The organism is Brachybacterium sp. EE-P12 (assembly GCF_003711805.1).
Taxonomy (GTDB): Bacteria; Actinomycetota; Actinomycetes; order Actinomycetales; family Dermabacteraceae; genus Brachybacterium.
The window spans coordinates 262,793-285,701 of record NZ_QXCP01000005.1; the positions used below are offsets into that span (position 1 = coordinate 262,793).

General features: G+C 73.1%; 22 protein-coding genes. 8 read left to right on the forward strand and 14 right to left on the reverse strand.

Annotated features, from left to right (window positions below):
• Nucleotides 1-2: 2 nt before the first annotated feature.
• Entirely contained in the window at nt 3-1,196 is a 1,194-nt protein-coding gene (gene glgA, locus D1648_RS08730; protein ID WP_122940769.1) for a glycogen synthase, read from the reverse strand.
• 136 nt (nt 1,197-1,332) lie between these two features.
• Here glgA and glgC point away from each other — a divergent pair, with 136 nt between their 5' ends.
• Nucleotides 1,333-2,574, forward strand: a complete 1,242-nt coding sequence (glgC, locus tag D1648_RS08735; protein ID WP_122940771.1) for a glucose-1-phosphate adenylyltransferase — start codon at nt 1,333-1,335, stop codon at nt 2,572-2,574.
• Nucleotides 2,571-3,251, forward strand: a complete 681-nt coding sequence (gene serB, locus D1648_RS08740) for a phosphoserine phosphatase SerB (protein WP_122940773.1) — start codon at nt 2,571-2,573, stop codon at nt 3,249-3,251. The genes glgC and serB overlap by 4 nt, the downstream gene beginning before the upstream one ends.
• Before the next feature lie 42 nt (nt 3,252-3,293).
• Here serB and D1648_RS08745 read toward each other — a convergent pair whose 3' ends face one another.
• Nucleotides 3,294-3,821 (reverse strand): histidine phosphatase family protein, encoded by a 528-nt coding sequence (locus D1648_RS08745; RefSeq protein ID WP_122940776.1) that lies wholly within the window; start codon nt 3,819-3,821, stop codon nt 3,294-3,296.
• Between the two features lie 45 nt (nt 3,822-3,866).
• Complete coding sequence (locus D1648_RS08750; RefSeq protein WP_122940778.1) at nt 3,867-4,592, reverse strand: beta-ketoacyl-ACP reductase; 726 nt, start codon at nt 4,590-4,592, stop codon at nt 3,867-3,869.
• 154 nt (nt 4,593-4,746) lie between these two features.
• On the opposite strand from D1648_RS08750, the gene D1648_RS18030 reads away from it, so the two are divergent.
• From D1648_RS18030 to D1648_RS08775, 5 genes are all read left to right on the forward strand, one after another.
• Nucleotides 4,747-6,306, forward strand: a complete 1,560-nt coding sequence (locus tag D1648_RS18030) for a hypothetical protein (protein ID WP_122940780.1) — start codon at nt 4,747-4,749, stop codon at nt 6,304-6,306.
• Nucleotides 6,303-6,815 carry a hypothetical protein gene (locus tag D1648_RS08760; protein ID WP_122940782.1) on the forward strand — a complete coding sequence of 171 codons (513 nt, stop codon included), beginning with the start codon at nt 6,303-6,305 and terminating at the stop codon, nt 6,813-6,815. The genes D1648_RS18030 and D1648_RS08760 overlap by 4 nt, the downstream gene beginning before the upstream one ends.
• Nucleotides 6,812-7,747: an SURF1 family protein gene (locus D1648_RS08765; protein WP_122940783.1), complete on the forward strand. Its 936-nt coding sequence runs from the start codon at nt 6,812-6,814 to the stop codon at nt 7,745-7,747. Before D1648_RS08760 ends, D1648_RS08765 begins: the two co-directional genes overlap by 4 nt.
• Nucleotides 7,719-8,531 carry a glycerophosphodiester phosphodiesterase gene (locus tag D1648_RS08770; protein WP_122940786.1) on the forward strand — a complete coding sequence of 271 codons (813 nt, stop codon included), beginning with the start codon at nt 7,719-7,721 and terminating at the stop codon, nt 8,529-8,531. The genes D1648_RS08765 and D1648_RS08770 overlap by 29 nt, the downstream gene beginning before the upstream one ends.
• A gap of 134 nt (nt 8,532-8,665) precedes the next feature.
• A complete protein-coding gene (locus D1648_RS08775) occupies nt 8,666-9,016 on the forward strand; it encodes an RNA polymerase-binding protein RbpA (protein ID WP_010551569.1) in 351 nt (116 codons plus the stop codon).
• An 87-nt stretch (nt 9,017-9,103) separates the two neighbouring features.
• On the opposite strand, the gene D1648_RS08780 is transcribed toward D1648_RS08775, so the two are convergent.
• The 9 genes from D1648_RS08780 to D1648_RS08820 form a co-directional block, all read right to left on the reverse strand.
• Nucleotides 9,104-9,712 carry an FxsA family protein gene (locus D1648_RS08780; RefSeq protein WP_122940788.1) on the reverse strand — a complete coding sequence of 203 codons (609 nt, stop codon included), beginning with the start codon at nt 9,710-9,712 and terminating at the stop codon, nt 9,104-9,106.
• Nucleotides 9,713-9,746: 34 nt separating this feature from the next.
• Complete coding sequence (locus tag D1648_RS08785) at nt 9,747-10,505, reverse strand: polyprenol monophosphomannose synthase (protein WP_122940790.1); 759 nt, start codon at nt 10,503-10,505, stop codon at nt 9,747-9,749.
• Nucleotides 10,502-12,163: an apolipoprotein N-acyltransferase gene (gene lnt, locus D1648_RS08790; protein ID WP_122940792.1), complete on the reverse strand. Its 1,662-nt coding sequence runs from the start codon at nt 12,161-12,163 to the stop codon at nt 10,502-10,504. Before lnt ends, D1648_RS08785 begins: the two co-directional genes overlap by 4 nt.
• Complete coding sequence (locus tag D1648_RS08795) at nt 12,160-12,927, reverse strand: hypothetical protein (protein ID WP_241155414.1); 768 nt, start codon at nt 12,925-12,927, stop codon at nt 12,160-12,162. Before D1648_RS08795 ends, lnt begins: the two co-directional genes overlap by 4 nt.
• Nucleotides 12,928-12,962: 35 nt before the next feature.
• Nucleotides 12,963-15,881 (reverse strand): RNA helicase, encoded by a 2,919-nt coding sequence (locus D1648_RS08800; RefSeq protein WP_122940797.1) that lies wholly within the window; start codon nt 15,879-15,881, stop codon nt 12,963-12,965.
• Nucleotides 15,878-16,843, reverse strand: coding sequence for a diacylglycerol kinase family protein (locus D1648_RS08805; RefSeq protein WP_122940799.1), 966 nt, complete (start codon nt 16,841-16,843; stop codon nt 15,878-15,880). The genes D1648_RS08800 and D1648_RS08805 overlap by 4 nt, the downstream gene beginning before the upstream one ends.
• Entirely contained in the window at nt 16,840-17,748 is a 909-nt protein-coding gene (tatC, locus tag D1648_RS08810; RefSeq protein WP_241155415.1) for a twin-arginine translocase subunit TatC, read from the reverse strand. The genes D1648_RS08805 and tatC overlap by 4 nt, the downstream gene beginning before the upstream one ends.
• Before the next feature lie 75 nt (nt 17,749-17,823).
• Nucleotides 17,824-18,144, reverse strand: coding sequence for a Sec-independent protein translocase subunit TatA (tatA, locus tag D1648_RS08815; protein ID WP_122940810.1), 321 nt, complete (start codon nt 18,142-18,144; stop codon nt 17,824-17,826).
• A gap of 129 nt (nt 18,145-18,273) precedes the next feature.
• Nucleotides 18,274-20,280: a YafY family protein gene (locus tag D1648_RS08820; protein ID WP_241155416.1), complete on the reverse strand. Its 2,007-nt coding sequence runs from the start codon at nt 20,278-20,280 to the stop codon at nt 18,274-18,276.
• A gap of 68 nt (nt 20,281-20,348) precedes the next feature.
• Here D1648_RS08820 and D1648_RS08825 point away from each other — a divergent pair, with 68 nt between their 5' ends.
• A complete protein-coding gene (locus D1648_RS08825) occupies nt 20,349-21,494 on the forward strand; it encodes a DUF3866 family protein (protein WP_122940815.1) in 1,146 nt (381 codons plus the stop codon).
• 10 nt (nt 21,495-21,504) lie between these two features.
• On the opposite strand, the gene D1648_RS08830 is transcribed toward D1648_RS08825, so the two are convergent.
• Nucleotides 21,505-22,005, reverse strand: coding sequence for a PH domain-containing protein (locus tag D1648_RS08830; RefSeq protein WP_122940817.1), 501 nt, complete (start codon nt 22,003-22,005; stop codon nt 21,505-21,507).
• A gap of 7 nt (nt 22,006-22,012) precedes the next feature.
• On the reverse strand, nt 22,013-22,870 hold the full coding sequence (hisG, locus tag D1648_RS08835; RefSeq protein WP_122940819.1) for an ATP phosphoribosyltransferase: 858 nt from the start codon (nt 22,868-22,870) through the stop codon (nt 22,013-22,015).
• Nucleotides 22,871-22,909 lie beyond the last annotated feature (39 nt).

The following is a 22,909-nucleotide window of genomic DNA, read 5'->3' on the forward strand; positions in this document are numbered from 1 at the left end:
CCTCAGCGGGGCTGCTCGAGGACCCTGCGGTACACGTCGATCGTGCGCTCGGCGATCGAGGTCCAGGCGAAGTGCTCGGCGGCACGACGCCGCGAGGCCTCCCCCATCTGCCTCGCCCGGGCCGGGTCCGAGACCATCCGCACCAGCGCATCGCGGAGATCGCCGACGAAGCGGTCCGGCTCCACCGGCGTGCCGGTCCCGTCGGCGACCTGCTCGATCGGCACCAGATAGCCGGTCTCCCCGTCGGCCACGACCTCGGGGATCCCCCCGGTGGCGGAGGCGACCACGGGGATGCCGCAGGCCATCGCCTCGAGGTTCACGATGCCGAGCGGCTCGTAGACGCTCGGGCACACGAAGGTCGTCGCATGGGTGAGGATCTGGGTCAGCTCGTGCCGCGGCAGCATCTCGGTGATCAGGTGCACCCCGGTGCGGGTCGCCGAGAGCTCCCCCACGAGCGAGTCGACCTCCCGGGCGATCTCCGGGGTGTCCGGGGCACCGGCGCACAGCACCACCTGGTACTCCGCCGGCAGCTCCCGCACCGCGCGCAGGAAGTACGGCAGGCCCTTCTGGCGCGTGATCCGGCCGACGAACACGATCGTGGGCGCCTCCGGGTCGATGCCGCGGGAGGTCAGCGCCGAGGTCTCCGGGTTCGGGGACCAGGCGTCGATGTCGATGCCGTTGTGGACCACGTGGACCCTGTCCGGATCGACCGAGGGGTAGGCGCGCAGGATGTCCTCGCGCATGCCGGCCGAGACCGCGATGACTCCGGCGGCGCCCTCGTAGGCGGTGCGCTCGGCGAAGGAGGAGACCCGGTAGCCGCCGCCGAGCTGCTCGGCCTTCCACGGGCGCAGCGGCTCGAGCGAGTGGGCGGAGAGCACGTGCGGCGCGCCGTGCAGCAGCGAGGCGATGTGCCCGGCGAAGTTCGCGTACCAGGTGTGGGAGTGGACGAGGTCCGCGCCGGCGCAGTCCGCGGCGAACAGCAGATCGGTGCCGAGCGTGGTCAGCGCCGCATTGGCGCCCTCGAGCTCGGCCGGCGTGGTGTACGAGGAGGTGCCCTCCTCCTCGCGATCGGCGCCGAAGGCACGCACCCGCACGTCCACGTGCGGGCGCAGCACCTTCGTGAGCTCGGCGACGTGCACACCGGCACCTCCGTACACCTCCGGGGGGTACTCCTTGGTCAGCAGATCGACCCGCATGGCGGTCTCCTTCTCTCCGTCGTGCGACGGCTCGCTCGGCAGGGACGCACCGGGGGCAGGATGTCCGGGGTGACCGGTTCGTCCATCGTGAGGGTAGCCCGCGTGACGGGGGCCACGATTGGACTATCCTCGCACCATGTCGTCCACAAAGGTCCTCGCCATCGTCCTCGCCGGCGGCGAGGGGAAGCGCCTGATGCCGCTGACCCTCGATCGGGCAAAGCCCGCGGTGCCGTTCGGCGGCATCTACCGCCTCATCGACTTCGCGCTGTCGAACATCGTCAACTCCGGCTTCCTCAAGATCGTCGTGCTGACCCAGTACAAGTCCCACTCGCTGGACCGGCACATCGCGCAGACCTGGCGGATGAGCTCGCTGCTGGGCAACTACGTCGCCCCCGTGCCCGCGCAGCAGCGCATGGGCAAGCACTGGTTCCGCGGCAGCGCCGACGCGATCGCGCAGTCGCTGAACCTCATCCACGACGAGAAGCCCGAGTACGTGGTCGTCGTCGGCGCCGACAACATCTACCGCATGGACTTCTCGCAGATGCTCGACGCGCACATCGCCTCGGGCAAGTCCTGCACGGTCGCCGCGATCCGCCAGCCGATCGAGCTGTCCGACCAGTTCGGCGTCATCGAGACCGACCCGGCCGACCCCACCACCATCCAGGCCTTCGTCGAGAAGCCGAAGCAGACCGAGGGCCTCGCGGACGACCCCTCCTCGGTCCTCGCCTCGATGGGCAACTACATCTTCACCGCCGACGCGCTGGTGGAGGCCGTGACCGAGGACGCCGAGGACGACTCCTCCGAGCACGACATGGGCGGCGACATCGTGCCAGCGTTCGTCGCGGCGGGCGACGCCTCGGTCTACGACTTCCTCCACAACGACGTGCCCGGCTCGACCGACCGCGACCGCGACTACTGGCGCGACGTCGGCACGCTGGACGCCTTCTACGAGGCGCACATGGATCTCATCTCGATCCACCCCGTCTTCAACCTCTACAACGACAAGTGGCCCACCTTCACCGGGCACCGCAACGCGCCGCCGGCGAAGTTCGTCCACGCCGGTCCCGGTCGCGTGGGCTCCGCGGTGGACTCCGTGATCTCCCCCGGCGTGGTCGTCTCCGGCGCCTCGGTCTCCAGCTCCGTGCTCTCCCCCGGGGTGCGCGTGAACTCGTGGTCGACGGTCTCGGACTCGGTGCTGATGGACGGGGTCACGGTGGGACGGCACTGCCAGATCCACCGGGCGATCATCGACAAGGACGTGATCGTGCCGCCGCGCACCCAGATCGGGCTGGACGCGGAGAAGGACCTCGCCCGCGGCTGGGTGGTCACCGACTCCGGCATCACCGTGGTCGGCAAGGGCACGGTCATCGAGCCGTGAGCGCCGCAGCTGCCGAGACCGCCGCGACCTCCCTCGCGAACGGTCTGCTCGTCTCCGACGTCGACTCGACCTTCCTCACCCAGGAGGTGATCGAGCTGGTCGCCGATCACGCCGGGGTGCGCGCCGAGGTCGAGGAGATCACCACCGCTGCGATGCGGGGCGAGCTCGACTTCGCCGCCTCGCTGCGGGCCCGCGTCGCCCTGCTCGAGGGGCTCGAGGAGTCGGTGCTCGCCACCGTCCGCTCCTCCCTCGTCCCCACCCCCGGCGCGCTCGAGCTGATCCGCCGCGCGAAGGCCGCGGGCTGGGTGACCGCCCTGGTCTCCGGCGGGTTCCACGAGGTGATCGACGAGCTCGCCGCCGAAGCGGGGATCGACCACGTCCGCGCGAACCGCTTCGAGATCGCGGACGGCCGCTTCACCGGGAGGGTCTCCGGTCCGATCATCGACGGGCAGGCCAAGCGCCGCACCCTCGAGGAGCTCGCCGCCCGCCACGGAGTTCCCGTCGCGCGGATCGTCGCGATGGGCGACGGCGCGAACGACCGCGAGATGCTCGGCGCCGCGGGCACCGGCATCGCGTTCCGGGCCAAGCCTGCGCTGCGCGAGATCGCCGATGTCGTCCTGGACGGCGAGTCGCTGCTGGATGCCTGGCCCCATCTGGAGGCCGCGGCCACCCGGTGACCTGTGAGGCGCTGCGCTCGGCGGCCTGCTGCGCCGCCGAGCTCAGGGGCGGACGATGGTGTGCAGCGTGAGCGACTCCTCGACGAGCCGGTCCCAGCCGGGCAGGGAGCCGGAGAGCACGGCCATCGCTCCGGTCGGCATCCCGATCCGGGCCTGCGCGGCGGCGCCCGCATCGGACTCGTCGTCGGCCAGCAGCGCGGTCAGCGAGGAGATGGTGGGCTCGTGGCCGATGACCATCACGACCGGCTCCTGCGCGTCGAGGCTGTGGAGCAGCGCGAGCAGCTCGGAGGGGCCGGCGGTGTAGATCTCCTCGTGCTCGGTGACCGTGCCGTCGAAGTCCGGCATCTGCGAGCGGACCGCCTCCCAGGTCTCCTCGGTCCGGGTGGAGTCCGAGACCAGCACCCGGGAGACGCGCACGTTCTGCGCGGCGAGGTACTCGCCCACCAGACGGGCCTGGGACTTCCCGCGCTCGGCCAGGGGGCGCTCGTGATCGATCTGGCCGGAGCTGTTCTCCGCCTTGCCGTGGCGCATCAGGAGCAGCAGACGACTGGCGGGGTCGGAGGAGGACATCGGGGTGGGTTCACGCCTTCACGGTCGAGCGGTTCCGGTCGGGGATCAGTGTCCCATGCCCAGTCCGCCGTCGACGGGGATCACGGCCCCGGAGATGTAGGCGGCGTCGTCGCCGGCGAGGAAGGCCACGACGCGTGCGACCTCCTCCGGATCGGCGAAGCGACCGGCGGGGATCGCGGAGAGATAGGTGGACTGGAGATCCTCGGAGAGCTGCTGGGTCATCTCGGTGTCGATGTAGCCGGGGGCGACGACGTTCGCGGTGATGCCGCGAGAGCCCAGCTCGCGGGTCAGCGCACGCGCGAGGCCGATGAGGCCGGACTTCGAGGCCGCGTAGTTGACCTGTCCGGGCGAGCCGTACAGCCCCACCACGGAGCTGATCAGCACGATCCGGCCCTTCTTCTTGCGGACCATGGACTTGATCACGCGCTGCACCGTGCGGAAGGTCCCGGAGAGGTTGGTGTCCAGCACCTTCTCGAAGGAGTCGTCGCTCATGCGCAGCAGCAGCTGGTCGTCGGTGATGCCGGCGTTCGCGACGAGGACCTCGATCGGCCCGTGCTCGGCCTCGGCGGCCTTGATCGCGGCGGTGAGGCTGTCGCCGTCGGTGACGTCGGCGGCGACGGTGAGCGCGCCCTCGGGACCGCCGGCGCCGGAGCGGCTGGTCACGGCCACCTTGTCGCCGCGGCGCAGGAACTCCTCGGCGATCGACCGGCCGATGCCGCGATTGCCTCCCGTGACCAGGACGCTGCGCGGCTCGAGGGTGCTCTGGGTCATGCGGACTCCTTCGTGACGGGGCGGCGGCGAGCTGTGCGACAGCACGGGGCGGCGACGCCCGGAGATGGGTGTGTGCTCTACGATACGGGGCGAGAGAGCGTCGGGACCCGAGGGGGGACCCGTCCACGACAACAGCTCCGGAAGGTGCCGCACGATGGCCTATCGCTTCAATCCGCCGCCGAACTGGCCGATCGACGATCCGAGCTGGACGCCGCCGCCGGGCTGGCAGCCGGATCCGTCATGGGGCCCGGCGCCGGAGGGGTGGAACTTCTGGATCGCGGCCGAGGACGCCCCGGCCGCGGAGCCGGCCGACGAGCAGCAGGGCGCGGCGCACTCCGGCGAGGCCGCCGGCGATCCGGAGCTGGAGCGCACGCACGTCGCGCAGCAGCCCGAGCAGCCCGTGAGCACCGATGCCGCAGCCGGGCAGCAGGGCGCGACAGGACACAGCCAGGAGCAGGGATCGACGGGACAGTACGGCGCGCTCAGCCCCTACGGCCCCGCCCCGACGACGGACGGCGCCGCGGACGCGCAGACCTCCCCCGCCCCCGAGGCGCAGGCTCCTGCCCCCGCGCAGCAGCCGGCCGCCGCCGAGGACGACGCGACCCACGTCGCGGGCACCGGGGAGACCGCGCAGGGATCGTCCGAGACCGCCGAGCACAGCGGTCCGGATCGCGAGGCGGACCTCGCCCAGCAGGCCCCGTACGAGTCCGCCGCGCCCGCCGCGCCGACATACGACCGTCAGCAGGTCGGAGACGACTCGGCACACGGCCAGCAGGCCGCGGCCCCGCAGGGCTACGACCAGGCCACCCCCGCCGCCCAGGGCGCCCAGGGCTACGGGCAGGCCTCCCCCGCCGACTACGGCGCACAGGGCTACGACCAGCCCGCTCCTGCGCCGGGCTACGACCAGGGCGCTCCCGCTGCGGGCTACGGGCAGGCCACCCCCGCGCCGGGACACGCGCAGGGCTCCCCCGCCGACTACGGCGCGCAGGGCTACGGCCAGGGCTCCCCGTCGGGCGACCCCGGCGCGGCGTGGCCCGTCTCGACAGGCGCGGAACCGCCGAAGAAGGGGGTCTTCCAGCGCTTCTGGTGGGTGGGCTGCATCATCCTCCTGGTCCTCGCCCTCGTGATCGCGATCATCGGCGGCGTGATCCTGCTGAACCGCGGCGGCGACGAGCCGACGAGCGGCGGGGCCGCCACCACGCAGGAGGAGACCTCCGACGGCGAGCAGACCACCGACGAGGAGACGACGGACGACGAGGCCGGCGAGCCCCAGCCGACCCCGACGGACCTCGCCACGATCGACGCCTCCGCGGAGGAGGTCGACATCGTCGGCGCCGACGGCGCGGGCACGATGGCCGTGCACATGACCTACACGCCCGCCGAGGACCTCAAGAACGAGTACGGCGAGCCCGTCGAGGCCGGCGAGCAGGGCGACTACCTGGTGGTCACCGCGAAGCTCACCGTCACCGAGGGCACCTTCGAGGGCCTGAACCCGTTCCAGTTCGCCGTGAAGACGCCCTACGGCGGCGCGGTCGACCCGGCCGGTGCCTCCTACAGCCTCAAGGGCTCCGGCGTGGGCTTCACCCCGGAGAACGGCTTCTCCACCGGGGACGAGTACACGATGACGATGCTGTTCGACGTCAAGCGCGCAGGCGACAACACCCTCGAGTTCGACTCCCGCGCCGACACCTACTCCTGGGACGTCCCTGCGTGACCTCCTCCCAGCGCTTCAACCCCCCGCCGAACTGGCCCGAGCCCCCGCATGACGCGTGGGTGCCGCCGGCGGACTTCCGGCCTGGTCCCGGCTGGGGACCGGTGCCGGCGGGGTGGAGGCTCTGGACGACGGACCCGTCCGAGGCGCGCGGCGCCGCCCCGCTGCAGGACTCCGAGGACGTCCCCGCCAGCGGCGCCCGCCCTCGACAGCGGGTCGAGCAGTACCCGGTCGCCGTGCTGAACCCCGGGATGTGGACCGACAACCACCTCCAGGACGAGGACTACGGCTTCCCGCCCGCACCCCAGCGCCGTGACCGCCCTCGGCTGCGGCTGGGCATGACGATCACCGCCACCGCGCTCGGTCTGCTGCTGACCGCGCTGACGGTGCTGCTCTTCGTGGGGATGGTGCGGTTCGGGATCGAGGACCTCACCGGCGTGCTCGAGGAGTCCGCCGGGTATCTCCGCACCTTCGGGATCGGGACGGGCGCCACGGCACCGGATCGCGGATGACCGACCGCTCCCCCGGTGTCCGTGCCGCGCGCCGACGCCTGCTGCTCTCCCGCGAGACCCTGCTCGGGCTCCTGCTCGTGCTCGTCCTCGCCGCCGCGTGCGTGCTCCTGGGCCTGTGGCAGTTCGGACGCTTCGAGGGCAAGCGCGACAGCGCCCAGGTGATCGAGGCGAACTACGATGCCGCCCCCGTGCCGCTCGAGGACGTTCTGCCCGACCATGACGCGCCCCTCACGGAGGACCAGGAATGGACTCCCGTGCAGCTGCAGGGCAGCTACTGCACCGAGCCCGGCTGCGTGGTCTACGTGCGCAACCGCCAGCTCTCCGGCGAGGTCGGCTTCTGGCAGCTCGCCCCGTTCCGCGCCGAGGACGGCACGACCCTCCTGGTCGTGCGCGGATGGGTGCCCGAGGACTCCGCCGAGTCCGTCCCGGACGACGCCCCGCCCGTCCCCGACGGGGAGCTCACCGTCACGGCCCGGCTGCGCCCGGCCGAACCTGTGCTGGACCGGGCCCCGCTCGAAGGCCAGGCGCACTCCGTGAACCCGCCTCAGATCGCCCAGCAGCTCGAGCTGGAGGACCCCGACCTGGTCACCGGCGCCTACGGAGAGCTCGCCGCGGAGCAGCCCGAGGCCGAGCGCCCCCGGGCGCTGCCCGCGCCGGACACCGGCCTCGGCCCCCACCTCTCCTACGCCTTCCAGTGGTGGATCTTCGCGCTGTTCTTCCCCGGCGCGCTCGTCGTGCGCGTGCGCCGCCAGCTCCAGGACCTCGACCACGAGGAGGCAGACCGCCGGAGCGATGACGGGACCGTGCCGTCGAGCGCCGAGGACACCGACCCGGACACCACAGGACATCGTCCCCGCCGCACGGTGCGCCCGCGCCGCCGGGGACTGGACGAGGAGGAAGAGGATGCCCTCATCGACAAGCAGCAGCCGTGACCGACGCCGCGCGCCGGACTCGCGCTTCCTGCCCGGCCCGCGCCCGCGACGCATCGCGCACCGCGGGCTCGCCCTCGAGGCGCCCGAGAACACTCTCGGCGCCTTCCAGGCCGCCCTCGACGCCGGCGCGGACATGCTCGAGACCGACACCCGCGCCACGCGCGACGGCCTCGCCCTCGCCGTCCATGACGAGGACCTCGCGCGCGTGGCCGGGGACCCGCGCCGTATCGACGAGCTCAGCGCCCTGGAGGCCGGCGCGGTGCGCCTGCCCGGCGACGCCCGCCTGGCGATGCTCGAGGACGTGCTGGACACCTTCCGGGACGTCCCGATCAACATCGACGTGAAGACCCCCTCCGCGATCGGGCCGGCCGTGGCCGCCATCTCCCGGACCCGCAGCGCGGAGCGGGTGTGCATCGCCGGATTCGACGGGACCGTCGTGCGCCGCACGATCGCGACCCTGCGCGCCGCCACGGGCACGACCGCGGTGCGCAGCCCCGGACGGGGCGTGATCAGCCGATTCCTCGCCGCCCGGGCGATCGAGGCCCCGCTGGCGGTGACGGACCGCATGCTCGCCCCCTACGGCGCGCTGCAGGTCCCGCCCGAGCACCGCGGCGTCCCCATCGTGACCCCCGCGACCGTCGCCGCCGCGCACCACGCGGGCTGCGAGGTGCACGTGTGGACGATCGACGACCCCGTGACCATGCAGGATCTGCTGGTCAAGGGCGTGGATGGTATCATCACCAATCGCGTCGACCTGCTCTCCGAGCTGCTCGACGGCGCCTGAGCCTCGAGGGCCGCGCAGCTCCGGGAACATCTCCGGCCCGGCAGGCGTTGACATCTCCGGATGCCACCACTCCACAGACCTCACCGGACAGCACACCGTCCGGTACCCCATCCCCGGCAGGAAGCGAGAACCGCATGAACAGCCGCAGCCTGCGAGGCACCCGACTGGGCTCCCTCTCCATGGAGACCGACGAGGGCGTGCTCGCCGCACCGCGCCAGGAGGCGATCTACGACTGCCCGAACGGGCACCACATCGTCCTCCCCTTCTCGGTGGAGGCCGACGTCCCGGCCGTATGGGAGTGCCGCTGCGGTCAGACCGCAGTGCTGCGCGACCACGAGAAGCCCGAGGAGAAGCCCGGCAAGCCCGTGCGCACCCACTGGGACATGCTGCTCGAGCGGCGCAGCGAGGAGGACCTCCAGGTCCTCCTGGACCAGCGCCTCGAGCTGCTGCGGGCCGGCAAGCTGCACCAGCGCCGGAACCTCTGAGCAGTCGGTCCGGCCGTCCAGCGGCGCCCCGACGAGGAGAGCCCCCGTCCACCGTTTCGGTGGACGGGGGCTCTCCTCGTCAGCGCCTCACTCCGGCGACGGAGCGGGGTCCTGCACGATCATCGGCGGGGCGGATCCGTCGTCGCGGCGTCCTGCCGATCCTCGCGCGGGGTCCTCGCCGGTGCGGCGGCTGTCCAGGATGATCTCGCCGTCGATCACCCCGGAGCCGGAGCGTCGGTAGAGGACGGTGCGGGCCTGCGCGGAGCCGCTGCCCAGCCCCGTCGCGGCGACGGCGCGCTTCTGCACGGGCGTCAGCAGCAGCACGAGGGCGGCCAGGTCGGTGAGCAGCCCCGGGAAGAAGAACAGCAGCGCGGACAGCAGCGTGAACGCGGGGCGTGAGAGGTGGTCCTGCACGTCCCCGCTGCCGCGCACGGCCCGGACCAGGGAGCGCAGACGCACGAAGGACTGCTGCCCGGCGGCGACCAGCAGCGCGACGCCCACGAGCCAGCCGATCACGACGATCAGCACGGACCACCACAGGCTGGTGTTCACCCCGATGAGCACGAGGATCAGCAGCTCGAGCAGGCCCACCACGACGATCAGGGCGGGCACGGCGCGGCCGAGGCGCGAGCGGCGGCGGGAGGTGTCGTCCGGGCGGCGGGAGGCCCCCGGGGTGCTGTGCGGAGAGCTCGTCACGGCGGTTCCCTTCCTGGGAGAAGACCTCGCCAGGCTAGCGCAGGGCCTTGCGAAGCCGCTGGGTGCGGCGTGCGAGTCCCCAGAGCGTCACCCTCACCAGCGCCTCGCGCACGATCGAGGAGGACATCTTGCTCGCGCCCTCGGTGCGCTCGTCGAAGTCGATCGGCACCTCCGCGATGACGGCGCCGAGGTCGCGGGCGCGGCGCGTCATGTCGACCTGGAAGCAGTAGCCCTGGGAGGCGATCTCCCCTTCCATGAGGCGCTCGAGCAGCTCGGCGCGGAAGACCCGGAAGCCGGCGGTCGCATCGGCGACGCCGAGACCCATGAGCGCGCGGACGTAGAGGTTCGCGCCGCGGGAGAGCAGTCGCCGGTGGGCGGGCCAGTCGTGCACGGCGCCGCCGGGCACCCAGCGCGAGCCGATCGCGAGGTCGGCGCCTCGCCGTACGCCCTCCAGCAGGCTCGGCAGCTGCTCCGGCCGGTGCGAGGCGTCGGCGTCCATCTCGACCAGCTGCTCGTAGCCCTGCTCGAGCCCCCACGCGAAGCCCGCGAGATAGGCGGGGCCGAGGCCCTGCTTGCCGGGGCGGTGCAGCACGTGGACCGCCGGATCGGTGCGGGAGACCTCCTGCGCCCACTCCCCCGTCCCGTCGGGCGAGGCGTCGTCCACCACGAGCACGTGTGCGGCGGGCACCGCGCGCCGCAGCCGCTCGAGGGTGCCCGGCAGGGCCGCGCGCTCGTCGTAGGTGGGGATCACCACGAGCGTGGCCGGGAGCGGGGCGGTGGACGGGCGGGTCATCGGTCTCCTCGACGGGAAGCGGTGCGGGCCAGGGCGCGGCGCGGTGAGGACAGCGCGGCCAGCAGTCCCACCACGCCGAGTGCCGACAGGCCGATCGCGATCCACGGGCCGGCGGCGACGGCGGGCGTCGTCCCCGTGCGCAGCGGCACGTCGGCGACCATCGTGCCCTGCTCCCAGTGGTCCACGAAGTCGATCTGCCGTCCCTCGGGGCTGTAGATCGCCGAGTGGCCGACGGTCGAGACGTGCACGACGCTGCGGCCGGACAGGACGGCCATCACCCTCGCCTGGGCGAGCTGCTGGATCGCCTCGTGCGAGTCGCCGAAGAGCGCGTTGTTGGACTGGACGACGATCATCTCCGCGCCGTCGTCCACGACGTCCTGGACGAGGCCCTCGTAGGCGATCTCGAAGCAGATCAGCAGCCCGGCGGTGCCCTCCCCCTGGCCGAGCGCGGAGAGATCCATGGTGCCGATCTCCTGGCCCGGCAGCATGTCGCGGGTGACCAGGTCCACCTTGTCGGTCAGGCGGCTGAACAGGCCCCGCATCGGGATGTACTCCCCGAACGGGACGGGGTGGCGCTTGGAGTAGGCGTACGGGGTCTCGCCCTCGTCGGTGACCAGCAGCGACTGGTTCAGCCGCTCGCTCTCCCCCACGGGAGTCTGGGTGCCAACGAGCACGGGGGCGTCCGCCTCCTGCGCCAGGGAGCTCAGGCGGGAGGTGAGGAACGGGTCGGTGCGCGGGTCGATGCCGGTGGAGTCCTCCGGCCAGATCACGAGCTCGAGGTCGGTGCCCGCGGCGCGGGCCTGCTCGATCGCGTCCTCGGAGGCCTCCAGGTGGTTGTCCAGCACATCCTCCGGCATGGTGTAGCTGACCGGGTCGATCTCCCCCATCGAGCCCTGGACCGCGGCGACGGTCATCGAGGTCCGCTCCGCCGGGGCGCGGTTGAGGGGATGGGGGACGACGACGGTGGCGAGCACCGCCGCGACGGCGATCGCGAAGGGCCACACGCCGGCGAACCCCGTGAGCCCGCGATGACGGCGACCCAGCAGCGCGAGCGCCCCGAGCAGCAGCAGCTGGCCCAGCAGCGCGACCACGAGCGCGAGACCGGCCATGCCGATCCACGGCGCGAGGTGCAGCAGCGGCGAGTCGGACAGCGCGAAGCCGCTCGCTCCCCAGGTCAGGCCGCCCCACGGCGCGGTGCCCCGCAGCGTCTCCACCCCCACCCAGAGCGCGGAGACGACGATCGCGGTCGAGGCGCACAGGCCACGGCGCACCATGACGGCGCGTGCGGCGAGACCGAACACCACGATGTACAGCGCCTCGAACACGCCGAGCGCGAGCCACGGCGCGGAGCCCGCGTAGGTGCTCGCCCACTCGGTCAGCGGCACGAAGAACGCGAGCCCCCACAGCAGCGCGACGAGGCCGGCGAGCCAGGCGGAGCGCACCAGCAGCCCGGCGCACAGCAGCGCGATCCCCACGGGCAGCAGCATCCACAGGTCGTACGGCGGGAAGGCGAGCAGGGCGCAGAACCCGCCGGCGACGCCGCTGCCGAGCGCGACCGGCCACGGCGTGGGGTCGAACTCCTCGCGCGGACGGCGCGGACCGGTGCGGAAGCGTCCGGCGGCGGCCCGGGCGCTCGCGGCCCGCGAGACGGTGCTCACGTGGCGTCCCCGCCGTGCGGTCCCCGTCCGAGATCGTCATGGACGAGGCGGCCGTCGATCACGGTGCGCAGGGCACGGGGCGCGCCCTGGTCGAGATCCGGCAGGAGCGGGGTGCGGGAGCGGGGATCGGTGGACCAGGAATCGACCCCTTCGGCGAGGGAGCGGACGGTGAGGTCCCACGGCTCCCACACCACGAAGGTCGCGGGCAGGCCGGTGCGCAGGGTGCCGGGATGGCGGCGGCCGGCCACCCGCTGCCCGCCGCGGCTCGCGGCGAGGAAGGCGGCGCGGTCGCTGATGCGGTGGGCGGCGGGGGCGGTGCGGGCAGCGGCCCGCACCCAGCTCCAGGGCTCGGCGTCCTCGGCACGGCCGGCGGAGCCGAAGGCGAGCGGGGTGCCCTCGCCGACGAGGCCGAGATAGTCGGCGTCCTCGGTGACGGGGGCGATGACCTGCACGCCCTCGCGCATCCCCGTGGGGCCGGGCAGGCGCAGCACGATCCCGCGTCGGGCCGCGGCGGCGTCCCCGGCCGGGTCGGGATCGGTCCCGTCAGCAGTCGCGGCCGCGTCGACGAAGCCGGGCGTGACCAGGCATCCGGTCGCGTCCACGCGCTCGGCCTCGGGGTGCAGCACGAGCGCGCTGTCCTCCGGTCCGGTCCAGGCGATCAGCCCGTCGGCGACGAGCATGGCCGAGGCCTCGGGGTCCTCGGCGCTGTAGAGCACGATGCCGGTGTACAGGACAGGCGGTGCGGACTGGTTCGGGGCGCTCACGCCTCCCATCCTCTCCGCTGCGCCTGGGAGAACGCTCATCGGCCGATCTCCTGCGCCACCAGCCCACGGCGAACCCCCGCGATCGCGGCGCGGGCGGTGCCGCCGAGGTGCTCGTCGGCGGTGAGCTGGTCGAGCAGGTCGATGACCTGCCGGCAGTGACGCACGAAGTCGCCGGGCGGCAGGTCGTTCCCGTCCAGCGCGGCGGCGAGATGGGCGCCGCGGGCCCAGCGATGCACGAGCGCGGAGAGCGCCGGGTCCGGCGGGGTGGTGGGATCGATCCCGTGGCGGGCCTCGGCGGCCTGGAGCTCGGTGGCCAGGCGCGCGGAGGCCTCGAGCGCGGCGCCGACGGCGGGGTCGGGGATCAGCTCGGGAGCACGATCGTCCCGGCGCGTCTCGTGCACGGCGGCGGAGACCACGGCGGCGAGACCCGCCGCGTCCAGTCCGTCCCAGGCCTCGTGCTCGAGGCACTGCGCGATCAGCAGATCGCGGTCGCTGAACAGGCGGCGCAGGCGCATCCCGCTCGCGGTGGGCACGAGCTCGGCCTCGCCGGTGCCGGCCTCGCCCGTGTCGTCCGGACCGGTCCGCTCGAGATACCCCAGCTCGAGCAGCAGGTCGGTGAGTCGGTCGAAGCGCCGGGCGAGGGAGCTGGTGCGGCCGGCGATGCGGCGCTGGACGCCCTCGAGCTCTCCCCGGGACTTCCGCCAGCGTCCCACCCAGCGCAGATGCGACTCGAGGTCGTCGCAGGCGGCACAGGGATGGGCGGCGAGCCGAGCGCGCAGATCCTTCAGCTGCGGGTCGTCCGCCGCGGTGGAGGGGGTGCGGCCCGCGCGTCGACGCACCTCGCGGCGGGCGTCGTCGTCCTGCCCGGAAAGGCGCTGGCGGAGCGCGGCGGCGGTGTCCTTGCGCACCTTCCCGCTGCCGAGGGTCTCGGACCGCGGCAGGCGCATCGAGTCGATGACGGCGGGCGGGGAGGGCACGTCCCCGGGACGGAGGCTGCGGCGTCGCCCCTCGGTGTCCAGCAGGTCGATCTGGGGCCCGCCGAGCACGTGGCGGTCCACGTCGAGCACGACGGCGTAGCCGCGGCGCTTCCCGCCGGGCAGGGCGATGATCTCGCCGCGGCGGAGGTCGCCGAGGACGCTGCGGGTGCGGTCGCGGTCCGCGGCGGCGCGGGCCCGGGAGAGCTCCTTCTCGCGGCTGCTGATCGCCTCCTGGATCCCGGCGTGCTCGAGCAGGTCGCCGTGCTCGCACGTGATCGCGGAGCGGTAGTCCGCCACGGTGTCCTCGAGCTCGCGGGCGCGTCGGGCGAGGCCCACCACCGAGCGGTCTGCCTGGAACTGCGCGAAGCTCGTCTCGAGGGTCTCGCGGGCGCGGGCGAGGTCGAAGCGGTCCAGCAGGTTCACCGCCATGTTCGGGGTGGGCCGGAAGGCGGAGCGCAGCGGGTAGGTGCGCCGGGAGGCGAGCGAGGCGGCGGCGGTGGCGTCGAAGCGCGGGCCGCCGACGATCACCGCGTGCCCCTCGGTGTCGATCCCTCGCCGACCCGCGCGTCCCGTGAGCTGCGTGTACTCCCCCGGCGTGAGATCGGCGTGCTCGACCCCGTTGAACTTCACGAGCTTCTCGAGCACGACCGAGCGGGCCGGCATGTTGATCCCCAGCGCGAGAGTCTCGGTGGCGAAGACGACCTTCAGCAGTCCGCGCGCGAACAGCTCCTCGACCACGGTCTTCAGCATCGGGAGCATCCCGGCGTGGTGTGCCGCGTAGCCGTCCATGACCGCGCGGCGGAAGGCGGGAAGGCCCAGCACCTCCTCGTCCTCGACCGGGATCTCGGAGAGCTGCTCGTCCAGCACCGCTCGGATCTCCCGGCGCTCGTGATCGTCGGTCAGGCGCAGCCGGGCCCACGAGCACTGCTGGACGGCGCCCTCGCAGCCGGCGCGGGAGAAGATGAACATGATCGCGGGCAGCAGCGCCGCGTCGTCCAGCAGCTCGACGACCTCCGGGCGCCGCATCGGACGGGCCCCGGCCCCGGCGCCGCCGCGCGGCGCGCCCGACGGACGGGCTCCCCCGTGCGAGGAGCCGCCGTGCCCGCCGCCGCGGCGTCCGGCGCCGCGCGGACGATGGCGTCCGCGGGTGCCCTTGCGGCCCCGGTAGCCGCGTCCCCGCGCTCCCCCGGTGCGCTCGTCGACGGGGAGGGAGAACGAGGTGATCCGCTCGATCTCGGGGTTGACCTGGCGGTCCGCCCGGGCGCCGGGGCCGTGGGAGACGACGGCCTCCCCGTGCTCGTCGACGAACAGGTCCAGCAGCTCCTCCCCGACGATCACGTGCTGCCACAGCGGCACCGGCCGAGTCTCGGAGACGATGACCTCGGTGCGGCCGCGCACCTCCTGCAGCCACGCGCCGAACTCCTCCGCGTTGGAGACGGTCGCCGAGAGGGCCACGAGCTGCACGGAGGGGTCGAGGTGGATGATGACCTCCTCCCACACCGGCCCGCGCAGCCGGTCGGCGAGGTAGTGCACCTCGTCCATCACCACGAAGCCGAGCCCGATCAGCAGGTCGGAGTCCGCGTACAGCATGTTCCGCAGCACCTCGGTGGTCATCACGACCACCTCGGCGGTGGGTCGGATCGAGGTGTCCCCGGTCAGCAGGCCCACGCGCTCTGCGCCGAGCCAGTCCACGAGCTCGCCGAACTTCTGGTTGGACAGGGCCTTGATCGGTGCGGTGTAGAACACCTTGCGGCCCTGCGCGAGGGCCAGATGCACCGCGAACTCGCCCACGACCGTCTTGCCCGCGCCCGTCGGCGCGGCGACCAGCACCGAGCTGCCGTCCTCGAGGGCCCGCCCGCCCGCGAGCTGGAAGTCGTCCAGCTCGAAGTCGTAGCGGGAGGTGAAGGCCGTCAGCGCGGAGTCGGCGCGGCGCCGTTCCTCGGCCCAGGCGGCGTACTTCTCCGAGGGCGAGCTCACAGCGCTCCCCCGTCGCCCGCGCTCTCGCCGCGCAGCGCGGAGAGGTCCGCGAGCAGCCGCACGGCGCCGGGCAGCACGCGGGCGGTGATCGGCAGCAGGGCGCGCGCCTCCCCGTCGGCGTAGCTGCGCAGCGCACGGCCGTGACGCAGCCCGACCGTCACCTCGCGCACGCGCCGGACCTCGACGCCGTCGAGCTCGGTGTGCGTGCCCTTGAACACCCGGGGGAAGAAGCGCATCAGGTCGCGGCGGTTCTTGCCCTCGATGCTGAGCAGCTCGAGCTGTCCGTCGTCGATGCGCGCGCCCGGCACCATCTGCATCCCGCCGCCGTAGACGCCGGTGCTGCACAGCGAGAGCAGCTGGGCATCGATCTCGAGGCGCTCCCCGCCGTCGATCTCGAGCCAGTAGGGCAGGGCGCGAAAGGTGGGCAGCTCCCGCAGCACGGCCGCGGTGTAGCGCATGGTGTGGCCGGAGCGGGCACCGTTCGCGCGCGCGTTGACGAGGGCGTCGAAGCCGAGGTTCACGTTCCCGAGGGCGAGCGAGCGGTGCGGCAGCGCGCTCGCGCCGGTGGACGTCAGCTCGATCGCGTCGATCGTCACGACCGGTCGGGACAGCGCGTGCAGCAGCGCGCGCGTGGACTCCTCGGGGTCGTTGACGCTGAGCCCGAGGGCCCGGGCGAAGTCGTTCCCGCTGCCCGCGGGCACGATCCCGAGCCGCACCGGGGTGCCCGCGACGATCTCCGCCCCGAGGGACACGGTCCCGTCGCCGCCGACGACGACCAGGGCGGTCAGCGAGTCGCGGACCTCCTCGGCGCGGGCCCGCGCCACATGGGCGCTGGGACCGGAGAGGTCGACCACCGAGATCCCCGCGAGGTGCAGCAGGTGACCCACCTGCCGTCCGACCCGGTGGGCGGTCCCGTGGGCGGCGGTGGGATTCGCGAGCAGGCCGACGCGGAGTCTGCTCACCGGCCGCCCTCGTCGGGCTCGTCGAGCCGGGAGGGCCCGTCGATCCTCTCGACCTCGTCGTCGATGCTGCTGGCCTCGTCGTCGTCGAGGTCCGCGTCACCGCGCAGCTTGTCCACGCGGCGGTCGTGGAGGATCGAGATGACGATCGCGCCGAAGAAGAGGCTCGCGATCGCGGCGGACATCGCGATGAGCGTGATGGGCTCCGGGGTCGGCACCATCACGGCGGTGAAGGCGAAGCTGAGGAAGATGATCCAGCGCCAGCCCTTCAGCATGGTCCGGCCGCGCATCAGACCCATGAAGTTCAGCAGCACCATGACCACCGGCACCACGAAGGCGATCCCGAAGGCGAGCATGGTCTTGACCAGCAGCGAGAGGTACTCGTCGTAGCGGATCAGCTGCTCGACCTGATCGGCCTGCGGCGTGAAGCTCAGCAGCACCGGCACCAGCTGGTTCACGGCCCAGTAGCCCGCGGCGCAGCCGATGAAGAACAGCGGGATCGCGGTGCCGAAGAAGCCGATGGCGTAGCGACGCTCGTTCCGGTGCAGTCCGGGCATCACGAACAGCCAGGTCTGCAGCATGATCATCGGCGAGGAGAGCAGGATCCCCACGTAGGCGGACATCTGCAGCTTGACGTTCAGGCCCGTGCCGACGCCCTGGAAGTTGAGGTCCGCCTGCAGGCCCTGCGCGGCGGCGAGGGTGAAAGGCCGCTTGAGCGCGTCGAAGACCCAGTCGAACACGAGCCAGCCGACGATCGAGAAGACCAGCACCGTGACGGCGCTGATGACCAGCCGGTTGCGCAGCTCGATGAGATGCTCGCCGAGGGACATGCGCCCCTCGGGGTCGCGCCTCCGCTTCTTCGCGGGCGCGCTCTGCGCGCCGTCACGTCCCTGCGTATCACTCGCCACGGATCAGATTCCTCCCAGCCCTGCAGGATCGGACGGGACCCGTCCGGCCCCGTCCTCGACCACCCGGTGCGGCGCTCAGTCGCGCCGGTAGGGCTCGTCGTCCTCGCGGGGGGCGCGGACGGGCTCGCGGTCCTCGCGCGCATCGCGCGGGTCGTACTCGCGGTCACGACGGTCGCGGTCCTCGCCGCGGTCGTCGCGCGAGCGGGCGGGACGGTCCTCGTCCTCGTCGTCCGAGGAGTGCTTGTCGTCGCCGCGCATCTCCTCGACCTCGCTCTTGAAGATGCGCATCGACTTGCCCATGTTGCGCGCGAGTCCCGGAAGCTTGTTGGCCCCGAACAGCAGGATCACGAGCACGATCAGCAGCACGATCGCCCAGGGGTTGCGGAAGAAGTTCATGGAAGTCCCTTTCAACAGCGCCATGACTCAGCGCAGGCGCGCCCATCATCCCACAGCGGACTGGGCAGTCGACGGGCCGCCACGGCGACGGCTCGGCCCACCGCTCGGCGGGTCGTTCCAGGGTAGCGCCTAGCGGGTGGTGTGACGTACAGCGCCGGCCCGCGCGACCGTCACGATCGTGTCTCTCAGGGAGGCCGGGGAGTGCACCTCGGCGGCGCCGGCCGCCTCGAGCACCGCGTCGACCAGCGGAGCGCGCACCGGGCCCGTCAGCCGGGCGTAGGACGTCCCGTCCTCCCCGTCGCGCATCTCCGCGGCGGCGAAGGACTCCCCGATCCAGTGCGCGGCCGGCTCGAGCCGCAGCCACACCTCGCCCTCGACGCGGCCGGAGAGGTCCGCGTCGACGCCGGGGTCAGGTCTGCTCATCGGCGTGTCGGCAGGGAGGACCTCGACGATCCGGTCCAGCCGGAAGCGTCGCCTCGCACCGGCGAGCTCGCAGTCCGCCAGCAGGTAGGAGCGCGTCCCGTCGGACTCGATGCGCAGCGGGCGGATCCTGCGCACGCTCGTGCCGGCCCGGTCGGCGGAGGAGTAGCGGATCGTGAGCGCGGAGTCCTCGGTGCCCTCCTCGGCCCGCAGCGCAGAGCCCACGGCGGCGAGGACCTCCTCGGCGCGGTCCGCGGTGCGGGCGGCCCGCTCATCGACCGAGATCGCCTCCGCGATCTCCTCGCGGGTCGGGGCCGGAGGAGCGGGCGCTGCGACGTCGGGCTCCTGGCCCGCCATGCCGGCCAGGAGCTTCGTCCGTGCGGACTCGACGACCTGCTCCGCCTCCCCGGCGGCCGGCTCGAGCGCCGCGAGCCCGGCCAGCAGCGCGGTGCTCTCGACCGCGCTGAGCCGCAGCGCGCGCCGCAGCGGCTCCGCGTTGCGCACGCGCACGGTGCCGTGCTCCCACTCCGCCTCGATGAGGTCCTCCCAGCCGGCCCCCATGTCGCCGCAGACGAAGAGGACCTGGAGATCGGTGACGAGCTGCTTCTCGGAGACGGCGAGGGCGTCGGCGAGCTCGGCGAGGTCGGCCTCGCCGCGGCTCATGACGTAGGACGCGGCGGAGATGAGGCGGGAGAGGTGGTCGCCGCTCTGCGGCGTCAGGCGGATCCGCGGCGCGGGGCGCTGCGCGGCGGCCTCGAGCGCGGCGGTGTCGGACGGGCCGTCGTGGGCGACCGCGATCGCCTCGAGCACCTCGGCGATCTCCTCGCGCCACGGGACGGGCTCGACGAGCTCGACCCAGCGCACATCGGAGAGGACCAGGCGTCGCGCGGCGGGCCGAGGCAGGACCGGCAGGCGCAGCTGCTCCGCGTCGAGGGACGCGGCGGCGCGGTCGCGCAGCGCGAGCGCCTTGAACGGTGCGGCGCGCAGGTGCGCGGAGTCGCGGTCGTCGCTGTCCAGCATCCGCTCGAGCACGGCGGAGAGGTCGATCCGCTCCGGGCGGGTCTCCTTCGCCGCGGGGCCCTCCGCGGGGAACGACTCGATCCGCGAGGCCCGGAACACGCGCGGTGCGCCGCGGTCGCGGTCGAAGCCGTGGACGTACCAGTGCCCCTCGTGGACGCCCACCACCCAGGGCTCGACGTGGCGCTGCGCCGGGGCGCCGTGCGTGCCGCGATACACGAAGCGCACGGACCGGCCGGTGACCACGGCGTCCAGCAGCGGGGAGAGCACCGGGAGGGACTCGACCGCACCGCGCGGGGTACGGCGCAGCAGGTCGGGGTCGGCGTCGTGGCCGAGGCTGAGCAGCTTCGCGCGCACGCGCCGGGCCGCTCCCCCGGCGGTCGCCGCGTCCCAGGCCCGGCTCGCGGCGAGCAGCACCGTGTACTCCTCGGTGGTGAGATCGAGCACGGCCGCCTGCGGGGTCGTCGCGATCCGGTAGAAGACGGTGTTCTCGTCGAGCACGTCCCGCTCGGAGACCAGCGGGAGCCCGAGCTCGAGGATCGCGGCCTTGTCACGCTCGAACATCCTCTCCGCGGCCTGCTCCGATGTCGCCTCCGCGTAATCGGGGATGACCGAGAACAGCTTGGCGCGGTCGATACGGCGCCGCGAGCCGATCGTCATGATGACGTTGAGCAGTCTCTCCACGTTCTTCGAAGCCACCTGTCCAGAGTAGCGGTGCGCGCACCCTGGGGACGTCCCTTCCGCAGGACGCCTCTAGGCTGGGTGCCATGCTGCGATGGGAACGGGGAACCGTGAGTGCCGTGACGAGCTCCTGGCCCGGTGTGCACCGGCTCGAGGTCGCTCTCGACGACGGCACGGGCACGCTCCGCGCGCTGGCCTACGAGGAGCTGACCGGCTGCCCGGAACCCGGCGAGCCGGTGCTGCTGAACACCAACGCCCTGCGCCGCGAGCTCGGCACGGGCGGGGATGCGATGGTCGTGGCCCGCCCCGAGGTGCTGCCTGCCCAGGCAGACGTGCGCGGCCACATGGTCAAGGCCCGGTACACGCCGATGCAGACGATGGTCGACGCGCTGGACGACCCCGACAGCGAGCACTACCAGACGGTGCGCGCGGCGAAGGGCGTCGGCGGCATGCCGGTCGTCGTCGCCGATCTCCACTCCTCCCTCCCCGCGATCATCGCCGGGATCAGGGCCCGCCGGCGCAGCGCCCGGATCGCCTATGTGCACACCGACGCCGCCGCCCTCCCTGCCGCCTACTCCAAGAGCGCCGCGCGACTGCGCGAGGCGGAGCTGCTCACCTCCGTGATCAGCGCGGGGCAGTCCTTCGGCGGTGATCTCGAGGCGGTCACGGTCCACTCGGCGCTGCTGGGGGCGCGGCACGTGGTCGGCGCGGACATCGCGATCGTGATCCAGGGGCCGGGGAACCTCGGCACGGGCACCGGCTGGGGCTTCTCCGGCGTCCAGGCCGCGGAGTCGCTGCATGCCGCGGCGGTGCTCGGAGGGGTGCCGGTGGCCACGCTGCGCGTCTCGGGGGCCGACGAGCGCGAGCGCCATCGGGGGCTGTCCCACCATTCCTCGACCGCCTACGGGCGGGCGCTGCTCGCCCCGGTGCACCTCCCCGTGCTGCCCCGCACCGACTCCCGGTACAACGCTTTTCATGAGTCAGTCCGGAAACAGGTGAAGAGGACGATCCTGAAGCCGGCGAAGAAGCGCGGAGTCCTCCATCACCTCACGGAGGTCGACGCGAAGGGGCTGCGCGATGCGCTCGAGGAGATGCCGGTGCGGATGACCACGATGGGGCGCACCCTCGCCGAGGACTACCCCGCCTTCCAGTACGCGGCGCTCGCGGGACGCTGCGCCGCCGGGCTGCTGCCGAGCGGCTCCGCCCCGGGAGCGACCCGCAGCCCCGCCTGAGCGGGACCGCTCAGCCGCCGCCCTCCGGGCCGGGCCGGTCGCCGCCCTCGGGTCCGGCCGTCTCCCCCCGCTCCTGCACGAGATGCAGCAGTCGGTGGGCGTTGCCGATCGCGCGCCGACCGTCGTAGCGCTGGATCGCGTGGAGGGGATGGGTCCGTCCGTCGGCGAGCTCCAGGTGCGCCCAGGGGTCCCCCATCGGGAAACCGACGCCCAGCACCTCGGGCCATTCGAAGGAGCGGGTGCGCATGAGGTTGCGCACCTCGAGCCGCTCCGGGCCGGCCACCACCCGCACGGACGCCTCGAGATGGCAGAACAGCGCGATCAGCAGCCCGATCACGAGCAGCAGCAGGCGGCCGCCGAGGTGGAAGCTCGTGATCATCACGGCCCCGCCGATCATCCCGGCCATGACGATCACCGCCGTCGTGTACGCGGCCCAGCGCACCGCCACCGGGCGCATCACCACGGTGGCGCGCCGCTCGGCGCGCCCCGTGTACCCCGCAGCGGTGCTCATGGCCGCCTCAGATGCGACAGGCCTGGATCGCGGTGACCAGGATCGCGCGGGCGCCGGCCTCGTAGAGCTCGTCCATCATGCGGTGCGCGGAGCGGCTGTCGACCATGGCGCGCACCGCGGACCACTCGCCGCCGTGCAGGGGCGAGACCGTCGGCGACTGCAGGCCGGGGGTGATCTCCACGGCCCGCTCGAGCAGGGTGCTGGGGATGTCGTAGTCGAGCATCACGTACTCGCGGGCGACGAGCACGCCGCGGATGCGGCGCTCGAGCACCTCGAGGGCATGCTGCGCCTCGTCCCCGAGCTCCAGGCCCGGGCGGGAGAAGAGCACGGCCTGGCTGGTCATGATCGCCTCGCCGAAGGGCTCCAGCCCCGCCTGGCGCAGCGTGGTGCCGGTCTCCACGACATCAGCGATCACGTCGGCGACCCCCAGCCGGATGGAGGACTCGACCGCACCGTCGAGGTGGACGACCTCGGCCTCGATGCCGCGCTGGGCGAGATAGTCCTCGACGAGGTTCTCGTAGCTGGTGGCGATGCGGCTGCCCTGCAGCTCCTCGACGCTGCTGCGCGTCCCGGCGGGCGCCGCGAACCGGAAGGTGGAGCGGGCGAAGTCCAGCGGCAGGATCTCCGCGGCCGGGGTGCGCGAGTCCAGGAGCATGTCCTGCCCGGTGATGCCCACGTCGACCGTCCCGGAGCCGACGTAGACCGCGATGTCCCTTGGGCGCAGATGGAACAGCTCCACCCCGTTGTCCTCGTCGACCACTACGAGCTCCTTGGCGGTGCCGCGGCGGCGGTAGCCGGCCTCCTGGAGCAGGTCGGCGGCGGGGTCGGACAGGGCGCCCTTGTTGGGCACGGCGATGCGGAGCACGGATCCTCCTCGGCCGGCACGGCGGCCTCGAGACGATGG

What these genes read in the sequence shown, in the direction of transcription:
- glgA (WP_122940769.1), bottom strand. Translation starts at nt 1,196, where the DNA reads ATGCGGGTCGATCTGCTGACCAAGGAGTACCCCCCGGAGGTGTACGGA.
- D1648_RS08775 (WP_010551569.1), top strand. Translation starts at nt 8,666, where the DNA reads ATGAACAGCCGCAGCCTGCGAGGCACCCGACTGGGCTCCCTCTCCATG.
- D1648_RS08765 (WP_122940783.1), top strand. Translation starts at nt 6,812, where the DNA reads ATGACCGACCGCTCCCCCGGTGTCCGTGCCGCGCGCCGACGCCTGCTG.
- D1648_RS18030 (WP_122940780.1), top strand. Translation starts at nt 4,747, where the DNA reads ATGGCCTATCGCTTCAATCCGCCGCCGAACTGGCCGATCGACGATCCG.
- D1648_RS08785 (WP_122940790.1), bottom strand. Translation starts at nt 10,505, where the DNA reads ATGACCCGCCCGTCCACCGCCCCGCTCCCGGCCACGCTCGTGGTGATC.
- D1648_RS08830 (WP_122940817.1), bottom strand. Translation starts at nt 22,005, where the DNA reads ATGAGCACCGCTGCGGGGTACACGGGGCGCGCCGAGCGGCGCGCCACC.
- D1648_RS08745 (WP_122940776.1), bottom strand. Translation starts at nt 3,821, where the DNA reads ATGTCCTCCTCCGACCCCGCCAGTCGTCTGCTGCTCCTGATGCGCCAC.
- tatA (WP_122940810.1), bottom strand. Translation starts at nt 18,144, where the DNA reads ATGAACTTCTTCCGCAACCCCTGGGCGATCGTGCTGCTGATCGTGCTC.
- D1648_RS08750 (WP_122940778.1), bottom strand. Translation starts at nt 4,592, where the DNA reads ATGACCCAGAGCACCCTCGAGCCGCGCAGCGTCCTGGTCACGGGAGGC.
- D1648_RS08770 (WP_122940786.1), top strand. Translation starts at nt 7,719, where the DNA reads ATGCCCTCATCGACAAGCAGCAGCCGTGACCGACGCCGCGCGCCGGAC.
- D1648_RS08825 (WP_122940815.1), top strand. Translation starts at nt 20,349, where the DNA reads ATGCTGCGATGGGAACGGGGAACCGTGAGTGCCGTGACGAGCTCCTGG.
- glgC (WP_122940771.1), top strand. Translation starts at nt 1,333, where the DNA reads ATGTCGTCCACAAAGGTCCTCGCCATCGTCCTCGCCGGCGGCGAGGGG.